General features: G+C 42.7%; 15 protein-coding genes. All 15 read left to right on the forward strand.

Translation table 11 applies throughout. The features are described from left to right. The first annotated feature begins 98 nt into the window (after window positions 1–98). The 15 genes from A3M5_RS0103495 to rnpM all read left to right on the forward strand — a co-directional run bounded on the left by A3M5_RS0103495 (window position 99) and on the right by rnpM (window position 17052). A complete protein-coding gene (locus A3M5_RS0103495; protein WP_018392373.1) occupies window positions 99–863 on the forward strand; it encodes a FliA/WhiG family RNA polymerase sigma factor in 765 nt (254 codons plus the stop codon). A 36-nt stretch (window positions 864–899) separates the two neighbouring features. Beyond that, window positions 900–1376, forward strand: a complete 477-nt coding sequence (locus A3M5_RS0103500; RefSeq protein ID WP_018392374.1) for a DUF6115 domain-containing protein — start codon at window positions 900–902, stop codon at window positions 1374–1376. 150 nt (window positions 1377–1526) lie between these two features. Then, window positions 1527–2279 (forward strand): 30S ribosomal protein S2, encoded by a 753-nt coding sequence (gene rpsB / locus A3M5_RS0103505; RefSeq protein WP_018392375.1) that lies wholly within the window; start codon window positions 1527–1529, stop codon window positions 2277–2279. A 163-nt stretch (window positions 2280–2442) separates the two neighbouring features. Continuing rightward, window positions 2443–3324, forward strand: coding sequence for a translation elongation factor Ts (gene tsf / locus A3M5_RS0103510; protein WP_018392376.1), 882 nt, complete (start codon window positions 2443–2445; stop codon window positions 3322–3324). Between the two features lie 90 nt (window positions 3325–3414). Then, window positions 3415–4137, forward strand: a complete 723-nt coding sequence (pyrH, locus tag A3M5_RS0103515; RefSeq protein WP_018392377.1) for a UMP kinase — start codon at window positions 3415–3417, stop codon at window positions 4135–4137. A 38-nt stretch (window positions 4138–4175) separates the two neighbouring features. Continuing rightward, window positions 4176–4697, forward strand: coding sequence for a ribosome recycling factor (gene frr / locus A3M5_RS0103520; RefSeq protein WP_415874128.1), 522 nt, complete (start codon window positions 4176–4178; stop codon window positions 4695–4697). Window positions 4698–4822: 125 nt separating this feature from the next. Then, window positions 4823–5584, forward strand: a complete 762-nt coding sequence (gene uppS / locus A3M5_RS0103525; RefSeq protein WP_018392379.1) for an undecaprenyl pyrophosphate synthase — start codon at window positions 4823–4825, stop codon at window positions 5582–5584. Window positions 5585–5609: 25 nt separating this feature from the next. Beyond that, window positions 5610–6398, forward strand: a complete 789-nt coding sequence (locus A3M5_RS0103530) for a phosphatidate cytidylyltransferase (protein WP_018392380.1) — start codon at window positions 5610–5612, stop codon at window positions 6396–6398. Window positions 6399–6411: 13 nt separating this feature from the next. After that, a complete protein-coding gene (gene dxr / locus A3M5_RS0103535) occupies window positions 6412–7557 on the forward strand; it encodes a 1-deoxy-D-xylulose-5-phosphate reductoisomerase (RefSeq protein ID WP_018392381.1) in 1146 nt (381 codons plus the stop codon). Window positions 7558–7575: 18 nt separating this feature from the next. Then, the gene (rseP, locus tag A3M5_RS0103540) at window positions 7576–8832 is read left to right on the forward strand and encodes an RIP metalloprotease RseP (protein ID WP_018392382.1); all 1257 of its coding nucleotides are present in this window, start codon (window positions 7576–7578) and stop codon (window positions 8830–8832) included. 39 nt (window positions 8833–8871) lie between these two features. After that, the gene (locus tag A3M5_RS0103545; RefSeq protein ID WP_018392383.1) at window positions 8872–10578 is read left to right on the forward strand and encodes a proline--tRNA ligase; all 1707 of its coding nucleotides are present in this window, start codon (window positions 8872–8874) and stop codon (window positions 10576–10578) included. 56 nt (window positions 10579–10634) lie between these two features. Continuing rightward, the gene (locus tag A3M5_RS0103550) at window positions 10635–14951 is read left to right on the forward strand and encodes a PolC-type DNA polymerase III (protein ID WP_018392384.1); all 4317 of its coding nucleotides are present in this window, start codon (window positions 10635–10637) and stop codon (window positions 14949–14951) included. A gap of 150 nt (window positions 14952–15101) precedes the next feature. After that, window positions 15102–15575 (forward strand): ribosome maturation factor RimP, encoded by a 474-nt coding sequence (gene rimP / locus A3M5_RS0103555; protein ID WP_018392385.1) that lies wholly within the window; start codon window positions 15102–15104, stop codon window positions 15573–15575. A gap of 40 nt (window positions 15576–15615) precedes the next feature. Next, the gene (gene nusA / locus A3M5_RS0103560; protein WP_018392386.1) at window positions 15616–16764 is read left to right on the forward strand and encodes a transcription termination factor NusA; all 1149 of its coding nucleotides are present in this window, start codon (window positions 15616–15618) and stop codon (window positions 16762–16764) included. Window positions 16765–16776: 12 nt separating this feature from the next. Next, window positions 16777–17052, forward strand: a complete 276-nt coding sequence (rnpM, locus tag A3M5_RS0103565; RefSeq protein ID WP_018392387.1) for an RNase P modulator RnpM — start codon at window positions 16777–16779, stop codon at window positions 17050–17052. Window position 17053: the final 1 nt, after the last annotated feature.

Below are 17053 nucleotides of genomic sequence, written 5' to 3' on the forward strand. Positions count from 1 at the left end.
TTTGTACATAACGTTGGCAAATACCTGACTTTTCTTTAAACTATTATTAAAGACAGAAATAATTCGTACCAGGTGATGTCAGTTGAGGGGGGGATGAAATGACGAAATTAACGCCGTACGAAGAGCATGATTTGTGGAAAAGATGGAAAAGAGATAAACATCCGGATGATGGAGATGCGCTCGTGGCCCGTTATTTGCCTCTTGTGACATTTCATAGCAGGCGAATTGTTTCAACACTTCCAAAAGCAGTGAGCAGAGAAGAAGTGACAAGTTTTGGTTTATCAGGCTTATATGATGCGCTTTTAAAATTTGAGCCCTCACGCGATTTGAAGTTTGATACGTACGCTTCATTTCGAATACGTGGCGCGATTTTAGATGGCTTGCGGAAAGCGGACTGGCTTCCGAGGTCTGCCCGGGAAAAATCGAAAAAAATTGAAGTAGCCATATCCATGCTTGAACAACGCTATTTGCGGGCAGTGACAGCAGAAGAAGTAGCAGAAGAACTCGGTATAACGACGGATGAAGTACACGATACGATCGCTGAACACTTTTTTTCACACATTTTATCGATAGACGAGCAAGTGAATGAACTGGGTCAGCCGGATGGACCGGGGTTTGTATTGAAAGACGACGGGAAAATCTCACCGGAGGAAGAGCTTGTAAAGCAGGAACAAATGAATGAGTTGGCTATTCAAATTGAAAAGCTGACAGAAAAAGAGCAACTCGTCATTGACCTTTTTTATAAAGAAGAGTTAACACTGACGGAAATTGGCGAGATTCTCGGATTGTCGACGTCTCGCATTTCACAAATTCATTCAAAAGCATTGTTTAAATTAAAACAGCAGCTTGTGAAGAAAAAGTAATCATTCATTATGGGTGAAATTGGATAAGGAGCACGTATGATAACATTTTTAATCACGACTTCCTTTTTAATACATGCGGTCAGTTTGTTTGCACTTATCTTATTATTTCAACGGCAAAATAATATGAAGCAGACAGAAAAGAAAATGCGGCAAACGGCTGCGGAAACAGAAGAGATGATGTCAGTTTTTTTAATGGAATTAAAAGAAGAAAACGAGCAGTTGATCAAACAGTTGTCGAAAAAAGAACCGAAGCGAAAAGAGCCGGCGCCTATACCGAATGAAGCGCCACAGGATGATACGGTTGTGCTCCCACCGATTGTCCCGCGGGCAGCAGTGGCTAAAGCATATGCAAGTGTGAAAAAAGAGCCGAAACAGCCGGTAAAAGAACGGTCTGCATCAGAACGGATGATGGAATTGAAAAAACAAGGATTCTCTGAAAAAGAGATTGCACGCGAATTAAAAATAGGTGTTACAGAAGTTCAGCTCGGCTTAAAATTTTATCGGCTACAATAAAATGGTTGCGGGGCACGAAGCGTTATGGTATAGTAACTAACGGTGTTAATACACACGTCTTTTGATTCAGGCAGACGGTGCCGTCCGTGACGGAATTTGTCTGAATAGGATAAAGGCGGAGGAAATCTAACCAAACAGGAGGAAACAAACATGTCAGTAATCTCTATGAAACAATTGCTTGAAGCTGGTGTTCACTTTGGCCATCAAACTCGCCGCTGGAACCCAAAAATGAAAAAATACATCTTCCAGGAACGTAACGGGATCTACATCATTGATCTTCAAAAAACCGTTCGCAAAGTGGAAGAAGCGTATAAATTTGTAAGAGAAGTTGCCGATGACGGTGGTAAAGTATTGTTTGTTGGAACGAAAAAACAAGCACAAGATTCTGTGAAAGAAGAAGCAGAACGTTCAGGTATGTACTATGTAAACCAACGCTGGTTGGGTGGTACACTTACAAACTTCTCTACAATCCAAAAGCGTGTTCAACGTTTGAAAAACATTGAAAAAATGCAAGAAGATGGTACATTTGATGTGCTTCCGAAAAAAGAAGTTGTTAAACTTAAAAAAGAACATGAACGCCTACAAAAATTCCTTGGCGGTATTCGCGATATGAAAGGTCTTCCAGATGCCCTTTTCATCATCGACCCGCGTAAAGAGCGTATTGCGGTTGCAGAAGCACGCAAATTGCACATTCCAATCGTTGGTATTGTTGATACAAACTGCGATCCGGATGAAATCGATTATGTCATCCCTGCAAACGATGACGCAATCCGCGCTGTAAAACTTTTGACTGGTAAAATGGCTGACGCTGTTCTTGAAGCGAAGCAAGGCGAAGAAATCGTTGAAGCTGTTGCTGTGGAAGAAGCGCAACAAGCTGAAACAGCAGAAGCTGCAGCTGAGTAATGAACAAAAAGGTGATAAGAGGGATACCCTTATCATCTTTTTTTGAAGCTAGACAATAAAGAAACAAGATTCATTCGAAAGCTAAAAGTGCGGTGTCCTGCCGCAACGCTTTCATGACTCGCATCATGCGGGTCACACTCTACATATTGAAGGAGGAACTATAATGGCTATTACTGCACAAATGGTAAAAGAGCTTCGTGAAAAAACAGGCGCAGGTATGATGGACTGCAAAAAAGCATTGGTTGAAACAGACGGTAACATGGATCAAGCAATTGACTTCCTTCGTGAAAAAGGTATCGCAAAAGCGGCGAAGAAATCAGATCGAATCGCTGCTGAAGGAACAACTTATATTATAAGTGAAGGCGACACAGCGGTTATTCTTGAAGTGAACGCTGAAACAGATTTCGTTGCGAAAAACGAAAACTTCCAAGTTCTTGTGAAAGAAATCGCAGAACATCTTCTTGCCAACAAGCCAGCTACTGTTGAAGAAGCGCTTGCGCAAACAATGCAAAACGGCAAAACGGTTGATGTGTATATTAACGAGGCCATTTCTAAAATCGGTGAAAGACTATCCCTTCGTCGTTTTGAAATCCGCACAAAAGGCGAGAATGCAGCATTCGGTGAATACTTGCATATGGGCGGACGTATTGGTGTTCTTGCTGTCCTTGAAGGTACAACTGACGCAGCAGCAGCGAAAGACGTTGCGATGCATGCAGCAGCATTGAACCCGAAATATGTTTCACGCGATCAAGTGTCTGAAGATGAGGTAGCACGTGAGCGTAAAGTATTGACGGAACAGGCGCTTAACGAAGGAAAACCTGAAAATATCGTTGCAAAAATGGTGGAAGGCCGTCTTGGAAAATTCTTTGAAGAAGTGTGCATCTTGGACCAAGGATTTGTTAAAGATCCAGATCAAAAAGTACGTCAATTCCTTGAATCTAAAGGCGCAACATTAACAGAATTCACTCGCTATGAAGTTGGTGAAGGTCTTGAAAAACGTCAAGAAAATTTTGCTGAAGAAGTTATGAACCAAGTGAAAAAATAATGATTCTTTTTCCGTCGGACGGAATGGAATAAGTGAAATCCCTTGCCGATCTGGTGAGGGATTTCATGTACATTACAGATGGAGGTCTACATGAGCCAGCCTAAATATAAACGCGTTGTATTAAAATTAAGTGGTGAAGCATTAGCAGGAGAAGCAGGTTTCGGTATTAACCCTGCCGTCATTCAATCAGTTGCTGAACAAGTAAAGGAAGTAAGTGAACTGGACGTAGAAGTGGCAGTCGTCGTTGGAGGCGGTAACATTTGGAGAGGGAAAATCGGTAGTGAAATGGGCATGGATCGTGCCACAGCCGATTACATGGGGATGCTGGCAACAGTCATGAACTCGATGGCGTTACAAGATAGTCTTGAACAGCAAGGCATTGAAACGCGCGTGCAAACATCCATCGAAATGCGTCAAATAGCAGAGCCATATATTCGTAGACGGGCGATTCGCCACCTCGAAAAAGGACGTGTCGTTATTTTTGCTGCGGGCACAGGAAATCCATACTTTTCAACAGATACAACAGCTGCGTTACGCGCTGCTGAAATTGAAGCAGAAGTTATTTTAATGGCAAAAAATAATGTAGACGGAGTATATAGTGCAGATCCAAAATTGGACAAAGATGCAGTGAAGTATGTGGAATTGTCCTATCTTGATGTTATTAAAGAAGGACTAGCAGTCATGGATTCGACAGCTTCTTCGTTATGCATGGATAATGATATTCCACTTATTGTTTTCTCTGTCACAGAAAAAGGGAATATTAAACGCGTTGTTATGGGTGAAAATATCGGAACAATCGTAAGGGGGAAATAATCTTGGTACAACAAATTATTAACCAGACAAAAGAGAGAATGGATAAAGCGATTCAAGCATTTACACGTGAACTTGCATCAATCCGTGCAGGACGTGCGAGTGCGAATGTGTTAGACCGCATTACAATTGATTACTATGGAGCACCGACACTGATTAATCAGCTCGCTTCTATTAACATTCCGGAAGCGCGTCTTTTAGTGATTCAACCGTATGATAAAACATCATTAGGTGATATTGAAAAGGCACTTTTGAAATCTGATCTTGGCTTAAATCCGTCAAATGATGGAGCGGTCATCCGCTTAAACTTCCCGGCTTTGACAGAAGAGCGTCGGAAAGAACTGGCGAAACTGGTAAAGAAAGAAGCAGAAGAGGCGAAAGTGGGGATACGCAATATACGCCGTGATGCAAACGATGACTTGAAGAAAAGTGAAAAAACCGGTGATATAACAGAAGACGATCTTCGTGGCTATACAGAAGACGTTCAAAAACAGACGGACGATTATATTCGCAAAGTGGATGAAATTGCTAAAGATAAAGAACAAGAGATTATGGAAGTGTAATACGCTAATTAGCAAACCCTCTTCTTATGCAAGAGGGTTCTTTTTTTGATTTTATCGCTGTATTTACCATGAAATCGTCTTATATGGTAAAATGTATAGGAAAGAAGCGATGTGGAGGATCTTGTATGGGACATAAACCGTGGTTCTGGCAATTAAAACAAACAGGTGAAATAGCCTTTTCAGAAGAGAATGTGCCTGAACATATTGCCATCATTATGGATGGAAATGGCCGGTGGGCAAAAAAAAGGGCTTTGCCGCGTATTGCCGGACATAATGAAGGCATGAAAACCGTACGGAAAATTACCCGCAGTGCCAATCGGATCGGGGTAAAAGTGTTAACGCTCTATGCATTTTCAACAGAGAATTGGAAGCGTCCCAAAGTGGAAGTTGATTTCTTAATGAAATTGCCGGAAGAATTTCTTTCTACTTTTTTGCCGGAGTTAATAGAAGAAAATGTACGTGTTGAAATGATCGGCGATATAGAGAAGCTGCCTGTTCATACGAAACGGGCTGTTCAAAATGCGATAGACAGAACGGCTGGCAATGATGGACTTATTTTAAATTTTGCTTTAAATTATGGCAGCCGTTCAGAAATCGTCAATGCCGTTCAGGCGATAATGAATGATATACAATCGGGTGTGCTGGAGAAACGTGACGTGACAGATGAAACGATTTCTCATTACTTAATGACTAGTCATTTACCGGAGCCTGACTTACTCATTCGTACAAGCGGCGAACATCGTCTGAGCAATTTTATGCTCTGGCAGCTTGCTTACACTGAATTTTTCTTTACAGATGTATTGTGGCCTGATTTTTCAGAAGAGGATCTTCTTGAAGCGGTGGCTGTATTTCAAAAAAGGTCACGGCGCTTCGGAGGGTTGTCGTGAAGAAAAAGCTGGGGGATAAAGAATTATGAAACAACGAATTGTAACGGGCGTCATTGCAGCGGCTCTGTTTTTACCAATTGTTACGTATGGCGGGTGGCCGTTTATCATACTCGTTTATATTATGAGTGCCACTGCGGTACTCGAAGCGTTAAGAATGAAAGGCGTTCCGGCTGTTTCGCTGCCCGCGCTATTATCTGTCCTGCTTTCATTCATGTTACTCATGCCAGAGGCTGTTGCGGGGAAATGGCAGGATGCGGGATACGGGAAGCTGGAATTATTGCTTGTTTTTGTGCTCCTTTTCTTAGTGTATACAGTCGTAACGAAAAATCGATTTACATTTGATGAAGCGGCCTTTTGCATCCTGACCCCGCTTTATATAGGCTTCGGATTTTCATATGTGATTGAAACGAGAGAAGCAGGTGTTCTATTCGTCTTTTTCGCTTTGCTCATTACATGGGCAACAGATTCAGGTGCTTATTTTGTTGGTCGTTCGATCGGCAAACGGAAGTTATGGCCCGAGATTAGCCCGAATAAAACAGTAGCTGGTTTTTATGGCGGGATTGGCTCCGCTGTTTTAGTGGCAGTTATCTTTTTATCTATTGTCGACTTTGATGCTAATCCATTTTGGGTACTGACGGCAACGGCTTTATTATCGGTTGCAGGACAAATTGGTGACCTTGCTGAATCCGCCATGAAACGTCATTATGATGTGAAAGATTCAGGTACATTACTACCGGGCCACGGAGGAATATTAGATCGAACAGACAGCTGGCTGTTCGTATTTCCGCTTTTACATATACTTCAATTGCTGTAAGGGAGATGATTTTTTGAAAACGATAAGTCTGCTAGGGGCTACAGGCTCGATAGGCTTACAAACGCTCGATATTATTAGAAAAAAACCAGAAATATTTAGGTTATCTTCTTTTTCCGCTGGGAAAAACATAGATGTAGCCCGGCAGATTATCAATGAGTTTAAACCTGATCTCGTATCTGTTCTTGAGAAAGATGAAGCAAATCGGCTGAAGATAGAGTATCCTCATATCCGTATTTTGCATGGAGCAGAGGGGCTTGAAGCGGCGGCGGTTGATGAAAAAGCAGATACGCTTGTCAATGCTGTTCTCGGCAGTGTGGGTCTGCAGCCGACATTAAAGGCGATTGAGGCAGGGAAAACAATCGCGATTGCGAATAAAGAAACGCTTGTCACAGCAGGGCATATTGTGACAGAAGCTGCGAAAAAAGCAGGTGTTAAGCTACTGCCGGTCGATAGCGAACATTCCGCGATTTTTCAATGTATGCAGGGAGAACATGAAAAAAACGTAAGCCGTCTCCTCTTAACAGCATCAGGCGGAAGCTTTCGAAATAAAAACCGGGAAGAACTTGCAAACGTGACAGTTGAAGAAACATTGAATCATCCAAACTGGTCAATGGGTGCTAAAATTACCGTTGATTCTGCGACGATGATGAACAAAGGACTTGAAGTGATTGAAGCGCACTGGCTTTTTAACTTGCCATATGATCAAATAGATGTTATTTTACATCGAGAAAGCATCATTCATTCGATGGTCGAGTTTCACGACCGTTCTGTTATGGCGCAGCTCGGTTCACCCGATATGCGTGTACCGATTCAATACGCATTGACGTGGCCAGATCGCTTTCCGATGCCGGATACAGCACCGCTTGATCTTGCTTCCATTGGCAAGCTTCATTTTGAAAAAGCAGATTTTAATCGGTACCGGATGCTTCATCTCGCGTACGAAGCAGGAAAAATAGGAGGCACGATGCCAGCAATCATGAACGCGGCTAATGAAGAAGCAGTAGCGGCCTTTCTTGATAGCAAACTTACATTTTTGCAGATTGAAGAAGTAGTAGAGCGGGCAATGGAACAACACAACCCGGTTGAGTCACTGGAGCTAGGTGCGATTATCGAAACCGATGCAGAAGGGAGAGCGTTTGTACGCTCATTCTTATCATAAAAAGGTGGTTAGAACCGTTTGAATACCGTAATCGCGTTTATCGTTATCTTTGGATCACTTGTTTTCTTCCATGAGCTTGGCCATTTTATTTTTGCTAAACGAGCAGGTATATTATGCCGTGAGTTTGCGATTGGATTTGGACCGAAAATTTTTGCTCATAAAAAAGGAGAAACAGTTTATACGATCCGGCTGCTGCCGCTCGGTGGATATGTCCGAATGGCCGGCGAAGATCCGGAAATGACCGAACTAAAAGCTGGGCAGCGTATTGGCGTTATATTTAATGAACAAGACGAAGTGATTAATTTAATTGTCAATGGCCGTGATCGTTTTAAAGAGGCCCGTGTGATCGAAATTGAAAAAGCGGACCTTGAACATGAGTTGCTCATCACCGGGTATGAAGAGGGCGAGGATGAATTAAAAACATTTCGCGTTCACCGTGAAGCGTTAATGACAGAAGATCATTTAAGCACACAAATTGCGCCGTATGACCGTCAGTTTAATTCAAAAACATTGCCTAAGCGTGCAATGGCCATTTTTGCAGGGCCGTTGTTTAACTTTATCCTTGCATTTATCGTTTTTGTCGTTCTGGCGATGATTCAAGGGATCCCAACAAATGAGCCACAGCTTGGAGAAGTCATTGAGGGTGGGGCGGCAGTCGAAGCAGGATTGCAAGAAGGTGACCGTATTATATCGATTGACGGTGAAACGATGTCGTCATGGGAAGATATCGTCACTGTCATCCAAAAAAGTCCGGGGGAAGAGCTCGCATTTAATATTGAGCGCGGCGGGGAGCAACTGACGCTTCCGGTTACACCGTCAGCTGAAAAAGCAGAAGGTGAAACATATGGGATGATTGGTGTATATACCCCGTTTGAGAAGTCGTTTTTCGGAGCATTTGTTTATGGAGCCAAAGATGTTTATGCATGGACAATCCAGATTATTCAATTGCTAGGTACAATCGTAACAGGACAATTTTCGATTGACATGTTATCCGGACCGGTTGGCATATACGTGTCTACGGATACCGTTGCCGAATCAGGTATTCTGAATCTCGCAAAATGGGCGGGTGTTTTAAGCATTAACCTAGGCATTATGAATTTGCTTCCGTTGCCTGCTCTTGATGGGGGCAGACTGTTGTTTTTCTTTTATGAAGCAGTACGCGGTAAGCCGGTTGACCGTCAAATGGAGGGAAAGATCCACTTTGTCGGTTTCGCGCTTTTAATGCTATTAATGATTGTTGTCACATGGAACGACATACAGCGATTCTTTTTATAATAAATAGAACCAATAATTTTCTAGTCGAGGTGCGATTGAATGAAGCAAAGTAAAACGTTAATTCCAACAATGAGAGAAGTGCCGGCTGATGCGGATGTAAAAAGTCATCAACTCCTTCTCCGGGCCGGCTTTATCCGGCAAAATGCGAGTGGTGTGTACACCTACTTGCCACTCGGTAAAAAAATGCTTCGTAAAGTAGAAGACATCGTCCGCGAAGAAATGGACGACGCAGGAGCAGTAGAATTATTAATGCCGGCCTTGCAGCAGGCAGAGTTATGGCAGGAATCAGGACGCTGGCAAACGTACGGTCCGGAATTGATGCGTTTGAAAGACCGTCATTCACGTGAATTCGCACTCGGCGCCACACATGAAGAAGTCATTACGGCTCTCGTTCGTGATGAAGTGAAATCATATAAACGCCTGCCGCTTACGCTTTATCAAATTCAAACGAAGTTTCGCGATGAAAAACGGCCGCGTTTTGGCTTGCTCCGCGGCCGTGAATTCATTATGAAAGATGCCTATTCATTTCATTCTTCTCAGGAAAGTCTGGATGAGGTATATGATCGTTTATTTGAAGCGTATTCGAATATTTTCCAGCGCTGCGGGTTGAATTTCCGTGCTGTTATTGCGGATTCAGGAGCTATGGGCGGGAAAGATACCCATGAATTTATGGTGTTGTCTGAGATCGGTGAAGACACGATTGCGTATTCAGATACATCGAGCTATGCAGCAAATATTGAAATGGCACCGGTTGTGACGGTTTACGAGAAAAGCAATGACGAACCAAAACCGCTTGAAAAAGTGGAAACACCGGATTCTAAAACGATTGAATCTGTAGCAGCCTTTTTGAACGTACCAGCTGAACAGTGCGTGAAAACGCTCGTCTTTAAAGTAGATGAAGAACTGGTCATCGTGCTTGCACGTGGCGATCATGAAATTAATGATATTAAATTGAAAAACTACCTAGATGCGGGAACGGTCGAAATGGCAACGGAACAGGAAGCGGCTCGAATTTTTGGCGCAACGTTCGGTTCACTCGGTCCAGTAGGTGTGCCGGCAGATGTGAAAATCATTGCTGATCAGGCTGTTCAGTCGCTGACGAACATTGTCTGCGGTGCAAATGAAGACGGCTGGCATTACGTGAATGCAAATATTGCACGTGATTTTAATATATCTGAATTTGTGGATCTTCGATTCATTTTAGAAGGCGACCCATCACCGGATGGAAAAGGCACCATTCAATTTGCGAAAGGCATTGAAGTCGGCCATATATTCAAATTAGGTACACGTTACAGTGAAGCGATGAATGCTGTATACTTGGATGAAAATGGCCGTACACAGCCGATGATTATGGGCTGTTACGGTATTGGTGTCTCTCGTATTGTGGCGGCGATTGCCGAGCAGTTCAACGATGAGAAGGGCTTTGTCTGGCCGGCTACTCTTACCCCATTTGATGTGCATTTAATTCCGGTTAACGTGAAAGATGAAGCTCAGGTGAATGCAGCGAACGTACTTTATGACACGCTTCGACAGTCAGGCTTCAGTGTATTAATGGATGATCGTGCTGAGCGCGCAGGCGTTAAATTTACAGACAGCGACTTAATTGGCTTGCCAGTACGTGTCACGGTCGGTAAAAAAGCGGCAGAAGGCATAGTGGAAATCAAAGTACGTAAAACAGGTGACGTCATTGAATCATCTGTTGAAAATGTTATCAACGTCATTCGTGACTTGCAAGGAACGATTTAAAAAAGAGGATGACCGGCATTTGCCGTTCATCCTCTTATACGTAAGGGGGAATGAACATGAATGGATCATCATCCGACGGTCGGAGCCGCTTTTTAATTTTGCTTGAACAACTCCGCTTAACGGAAGACGCAGTTGTACGTCATTTTGATGACACTGAAATTAAAAAGTTGACTGTCCATAAACAAGATAAAAAATGGCATTTCGTTTTTTCGGCACCGGCACTTATTCCATGCAGTGTTCTCATACGTTTTGCTGATGCACTTTCAAGTACATTTTCGTCTATTGCTTCGATTACGTTTGCCATTGAAGTCAATAACCGATCTTGTACGCCGGAGCATATTTTAGACTACTGGTCCTATTGTGTTCGCCAGTTAGACGGCATTGCACCACCGATTCTTGCTGCGTTAAACGAGCAGCAGCCAGGTGTATCTGGAACGAAATTAATCATTCGTACGCAAAATGAAATGGAAGGCATGGCACTGAAAAATAAATATGGACGCCGCCTTTGTGATATATATGAAAGTCTTGGCTTTCCGCCGCTTACATTTGACGTGCAAATAACAGAGAATACGCAAAATGAAGAGTATGAGAAGTTTCTTGAAGAAAAGCGAAAAGAAGATGCAGAACGAGCAAGACAAGCGGTTGTGGAGATGCAAAATCGTGCGAAAGAGCAGGACTCCGGTGCTACAGAAGATTCGGGTCCTGTTACGATTGGGTATACGATTAAGCCGGACAGTGAATTTAAACGGCTTGAAGAAATTATCGATGAAGAACGCCGTATTGCAACGGAAGGGTATATTTTTGATGCGGAAACGAAAGAACTGCGCAGCGGCCGTACGCTGCTTACATTTAAAATTACGGATTACACAGATTCATTAATGATCAAAATGTTTTCCCGTGATAAAGAAGATGCAGCAATATTTAATCGTGTCAAAAAAGGAATGTGGGTGCGTGTCAGAGGATCGGTTCAAAATGATACGTTTGTTCGCGACCTAGTCATGATTGCTAATGATATTAATGAAATTCGTTCGCCGTCACGTGAAGATACCGTAGAAAAGAAGCGGGTAGAACTTCATCTTCATTCGCCCATGAGCCAGATGGACGCTGTTACATCGGTCAGTGCGCTTGTCGGTCAAGCGAAAAAATGGGGACATTCAGCGATTGCGATTACGGATCATGCCGTTGTTCAGTCGTTTCCAGAAGCGTATAGCGCCGGAAAAAAGAATGGCGTGAAAATTTTATATGGCATGGAAGCGAATGTTGTTGATGATGGCGTACCCATTGCGTATGAAGATGCAGACAGAGAACTTGCCACCGATACATTCGTTGTTTTTGACGTTGAAACAACTGGATTGTCAGCTGTATACGATACGATCATTGAATTGGCCGCTGTTAAAATAAAAGACGGTGACATTATCGATCGGTTTGAACGGTTCGCGAATCCACATCATCCGCTTTCTGCGACGACGATTGAGTTAACAGGCATTACAGATGAAATGGTGAGAGATGCACCGGATGTCGATGAAGCATTGGGTGATTTTAAAGAATGGTGCGGCGACTCGATATTAGTCGCCCATAACGCTTCATTTGACATGGGTTTTATTCAAACAGGCTATGAAAAATACGGCATTGGCCGAATAGGAAATCCGGTCATTGATACGCTCGAACTAGCCCGTCTCATTTATCCTGATATGAAAAATCACCGGCTCAATACATTGGCGAAAAAATTCGATGTTGAATTAACACAGCATCACCGAGCGATATATGATGCAGAAGCGACGGGCTATATTTTACTTAAGCTATTGAAAGACGCGGATGCAAAAGGCATAAAACGACACAATGAATTTAATAATTATATGGGGGAAGGCGGCGCGTATAAACGGGCACGCCCTTACCACTGTACAATTTTAGTACAAAATGCGGACGGATTGAAAAATTTATTTAAGCTTGTTTCCAAGTCGCACATTGACTATTTTTATCGTGTACCGCGCATCCCGCGTTCTGTATTACAAAAACATCGGAATGGTTTATTAATCGGTTCAGGCTGTAATAAGGGTGAAGTGTTTGAAGCGATGATGCAAAAAGGGATGGACACAGCGCGTCAGGCAGCTGAATTTTACGATTACCTCGAGGTGCAGCCAAAAGCTGTTTATGCACCACTTGTGGAAATGGAGCTTGTAAAAAACGAAGCAGGACTTGAAGATATTATCGGGAATATGATTCAGCTCGGAGATGAACAGAAGAAATTAGTTGTTGCAACAGGAAATGTGCATTACTTAAATGAAGAAGACAAAGTGTACCGGCATATTTTAATTTCATCGATGGGCGGTGCGAATCCACTGAACCGTCAAACATTGCCGGACGTTCATTTTCGTACGACAGATGAGATGTTAGAGGCATTCTCGTTTCTCGGGGCGGATAAAGCACATGAAATTGTCGTCGATAATACGAATAAAATTGCCGATTTAATTGAAGATGTCAAGCCGATTAAAGATGATTTGTTTACACCAAAAATTGAAGGCGCAGACGAAGAAATGCGTGAAATGAGTTACGGGATGGCAAGAAGCATTTACGGCGATGATCTGCCTGAAATTGTGGAAGCACGTCTTGAAAAAGAATTGAAAAGTATTATTGGACACGGGTTCGCTGTTATTTATCTTATTTCACATAAACTTGTAAAAAAATCACTTGATGATGGCTATCTCGTTGGCTCCCGTGGTTCTGTTGGCTCATCATTTGTTGCCACGATGACAGAAATTACTGAAGTCAATCCGCTGCCGCCGCATTACGTTTGTCCGCAATGTAAAAAATCCGAGTTTTTCGATGACGGTTCTGTCGGTTCGGGTTTTGACTTGAAAGATAAAGATTGTCCAGATTGTTACATTCCTTATAAAAAAGACGGACATGACATCCCATTTGAAACGTTCCTTGGTTTTAAAGGAGACAAAGTACCGGATATTGATTTGAATTTTTCCGGTGAATACCAGCCGCGCGCTCATAACTATACGAAAGAGCTATTCGGTGAAGAGTATGTGTTTAGAGCAGGAACGATCGGAACGGTGGCGGAAAAAACCGCTTATGGTTACGTGAAAAAGTATGCGGAAGAGTATACGAAACAATACCGTAGTGCTGAAGTAGATCGTCTCGTGTCAGGATGCACGGGTGTGAAGCGGACAACTGGTCAGCACCCGGGTGGAATTATCGTTGTACCAGACTACATGGATATTTATGATTTTTCACCGATTCAATATCCAGCTGATTCTGATAAATCGGAATGGAAAACGACCCACTTTGACTTCCATTCTATTCATGATAACTTGCTGAAACTAGATATTCTTGGACATGATGATCCAACAGTCATCCGGATGCTGCAAGATTTGTCTGGTATTGATCCGAAAACAATCCCGACGGATGATCCGGAAGTGATGAAAATTTTCAGCGGTACCGAATCGCTCGGTGTGACAGAAGAGCAAATTATGTGTAAAACAGGAACGCTCGGTATTCCGGAATTTGGTACGCGATTCGTCCGGCAAATGCTTGAAGAAACGAAGCCGACAACGTTTTCAGAACTTGTTCAAATTTCCGGACTGTCTCATGGAACGGACGTATGGCTAGGGAACGCACAGGAACTGATTCAAAAAGGTGTTTGCGAACTGTCAGATGTGATCGGCTGTCGGGATGATATTATGGTGTATTTAATTTATCAAGGACTCGATCCCGCTTTCGCCTTTAAAATTATGGAGTCTGTCCGTAAAGGGAAGGGCTTATCGGATGAAATGGAAGAAGAAATGCGTAAAAATGAAGTACCTGAATGGTATATTGATTCATGTAAAAAGATTAAATATATGTTCCCGAAAGCCCATGCGGCCGCTTATGTGTTAATGGCGGTACGGATTGCGTACTTCAAAGTTCATTTGCCTCTTTTGTATTACGCAGCGTACTTTACGGTTCGTGCAGAAGACTTTGAAATTGACGTCATGTCGAGAGGGTCGGCAGCGATTAAAGCATTGCTTCAGGAAATCAATTCAAAAGGACTCGATGCGTCGCCAAAAGAAAAGAACTTAATGACGGTGCTTGAACTAGCACTTGAAATGGTTGAACGGGGTTTTACTTTTCAAAAGGTAGACTTATACCGCTCGAGTGCTGATGAATTCATCATTGATGGCGGTTCACTCATTCCACCGTTTAACGCTATACCGGGTCTTGGTACGAACGCAGCAAAAAATATCGTTGCTGCCCGAGCGGACAGCGAGTTTTTATCGAAAGAAGATTTACAGCAGAGAGGGAAAGTATCAAAAACGATTATGGAATACTTGGAGAAGATGGGCTGCCTAGATGCATTGCCTGACCAGAACCAGCTGTCCTTGTTCTAATGTGCTGTTTGCAAAAAGGACCTAATTATGGTATCCTTAAAGATGGAAATTGCATGATAACTCTCTTCGAAAGAGTGGGCCGCCCCCACTCTTTCGTGTTTGTTGCGGGGATGTTCCGAAACAAATTCTTTCATGCGGGAGGACAAAACAATGAGTAAAATCATCGAAACGGTAGAGAAAATTGCCGAACCAATCATTGAAGAATTGAATCTTGAACTTGTTGAAATGGAATATGTTAAAGAAGGAAAAAACTGGTTTTTGCGATTGTACATTGATAAAGAAAGCGGCATTGATATTGAAGAATGTGCCATGGTTAGCGAACGTTTGAGCGAGAAATTGGACGCGCTTGATCCGGATCCGATTCCACACAATTATTTCCTCGAAGTGTCGTCACCCGGTGCGGAAAGACCATTAAAGAAAAAGGAAGACTTCGAACGGTCTGTCGGTAAACATGTAAATGTAAAGCTCTACGAACCGATTGACGGCGAAAAAACGTATGAAGGCAAACTCCTTTCGTTTGACGGAGAAGAACTAACGATTGAATATGCGGTAAAAACGCGTAAAAAACAGTTGACGATTTCTTTGAATAAAGTAGCAAAAGCACGTCTTGCTGTTACATTTTAAAAAATTAATAAGATATTTATGTAAGGAGGCTTTTTAGCCAATGAGCTCAGAGCTATATGATGCCCTCACTTATCTTGAAAAAGAAAAAGGTATCGAACGAAATGTATTAATTGATGCAATAGAAGCAGCACTTGTTTCCGCTTATAAGCGTAACTTCAATCAAGCTCAAAATGTGCGGGTGGATTTAAATCTTGAAGGCGGTTCAATACGTGTATATGCACGCAAAGAAGTCGTTGACGAAGTATTTGATTCACGGCTTGAAATTGCGGTTCCGGATGCGATATTGATTAACCCAGCTTACGAAATTGGCGATATTGTTGAACTAGAAGTGACACCGAAAGATTTTGGCCGTATTGCAGCACAGGCAGCAAAGCAAGTCGTTACGCAGCGCGTGCGTGAAGCAGAACGCGGCATTATTTATTCTGAATTTATTGATCGTGAAGAAGACATTATGACGGGAATTGTACAGCGGCAGGATGCCCGATTCATTTATGTCAGTCTCGGTAAAATCGAAGCGCTATTGCCACAGTCAGAGCAAATGCAGAATGAAACATATAAACCGCATGATCGTATAAAAGTATTTATTACAAAAGTGGAACGGACGACAAAAGGACCGCAAATTTTCGTATCACGTACACATCCAGGGTTACTTAAGCGTTTATTTGAAATTGAAGTGCCAGAAATTTTTGATGGCACAGTCGAAATTCGCTCTGTCTCACGCGAAGCGGGTGACCGGTCTAAAATTTCGGTGCATTCTGAAAATCAAGAAGTCGATCCCGTTGGTGCATGTGTTGGACCTAAAGGAAACCGTGTACAAGCGATTGTCAACGAATTAAAAGGTGAAAAAATTGATATCGTGAAATGGTCAGATGACCCTGTTGTATTTGTAGCAAATGCTCTTAGTCCCGCAAAAGTCATTGAAGTGACGTTCGATGAAGAAAATAAAGCAACGACTGTTATTGTTCCGGACTATCAATTGTCGCTGGCCATCGGAAAACGTGGACAAAACGCACGACTTGCAGCGAAGTTAACAGGTTGGAAAATAGATATTAAAAGTGAAACAGACGCACGTGAAGCTGGTATATATCCGTCGTCTAAAAACAGCGTATCCATTGATCAAGATGACGAGTTTGAACGAGCAGCGTCAGATACCAACCTTGAAGATTTCTTTTCAGAAGACATCGAATAAGGAGGAACAGCGATGCCCGTACCCAAAAAAATCCCGCTCCGCAAATGCGCGGCCACGGGTGAAATGAAACCGAAAAAAGAAATGATCCGCATTGTCCGTTCAAAAGAAGGAGACGTGTCTGTTGACCCGACCGGCAAAAAGTCAGGGCGCGGCACATATGTAACAAAATCAAAAGAAGCGGTGGAAGCAGCGAAGAAAAAAAATGTTCTTGCCCGCCAGCTCAGTGCGGAAATCCCGTCATCCATTTATGATGAATTGCTTGAAATTATTGCAAAGGACAAAAATTAAT

It is taken from the genome of Bacillus sp. 37MA (assembly GCF_000372765.1).
Taxonomy (GTDB): domain Bacteria; phylum Bacillota; class Bacilli; order Bacillales; family Domibacillaceae; genus Domibacillus; species Domibacillus aminovorans.

What these genes read in the sequence shown, in the direction of transcription:
- uppS (WP_018392379.1), top strand. Translation starts at nt 4,823, where the DNA reads ATGGGACATAAACCGTGGTTCTGGCAATTAAAACAAACAGGTGAAATA.
- tsf (WP_018392376.1), top strand. Translation starts at nt 2,443, where the DNA reads ATGGCTATTACTGCACAAATGGTAAAAGAGCTTCGTGAAAAAACAGGC.
- rnpM (WP_018392387.1), top strand. Translation starts at nt 16,777, where the DNA reads ATGCCCGTACCCAAAAAAATCCCGCTCCGCAAATGCGCGGCCACGGGT.
- frr (WP_415874128.1), top strand. Translation starts at nt 4,176, where the DNA reads ATGGATAAAGCGATTCAAGCATTTACACGTGAACTTGCATCAATCCGT.
- A3M5_RS0103530 (WP_018392380.1), top strand. Translation starts at nt 5,610, where the DNA reads ATGAAACAACGAATTGTAACGGGCGTCATTGCAGCGGCTCTGTTTTTA.
- nusA (WP_018392386.1), top strand. Translation starts at nt 15,616, where the DNA reads ATGAGCTCAGAGCTATATGATGCCCTCACTTATCTTGAAAAAGAAAAA.
- A3M5_RS0103550 (WP_018392384.1), top strand. Translation starts at nt 10,635, where the DNA reads ATGAATGGATCATCATCCGACGGTCGGAGCCGCTTTTTAATTTTGCTT.
- A3M5_RS0103495 (WP_018392373.1), top strand. Translation starts at nt 99, where the DNA reads ATGACGAAATTAACGCCGTACGAAGAGCATGATTTGTGGAAAAGATGG.
- pyrH (WP_018392377.1), top strand. Translation starts at nt 3,415, where the DNA reads ATGAGCCAGCCTAAATATAAACGCGTTGTATTAAAATTAAGTGGTGAA.
- A3M5_RS0103545 (WP_018392383.1), top strand. Translation starts at nt 8,872, where the DNA reads ATGAAGCAAAGTAAAACGTTAATTCCAACAATGAGAGAAGTGCCGGCT.
- A3M5_RS0103500 (WP_018392374.1), top strand. Translation starts at nt 900, where the DNA reads ATGATAACATTTTTAATCACGACTTCCTTTTTAATACATGCGGTCAGT.
- rimP (WP_018392385.1), top strand. Translation starts at nt 15,102, where the DNA reads ATGAGTAAAATCATCGAAACGGTAGAGAAAATTGCCGAACCAATCATT.
- rpsB (WP_018392375.1), top strand. Translation starts at nt 1,527, where the DNA reads ATGTCAGTAATCTCTATGAAACAATTGCTTGAAGCTGGTGTTCACTTT.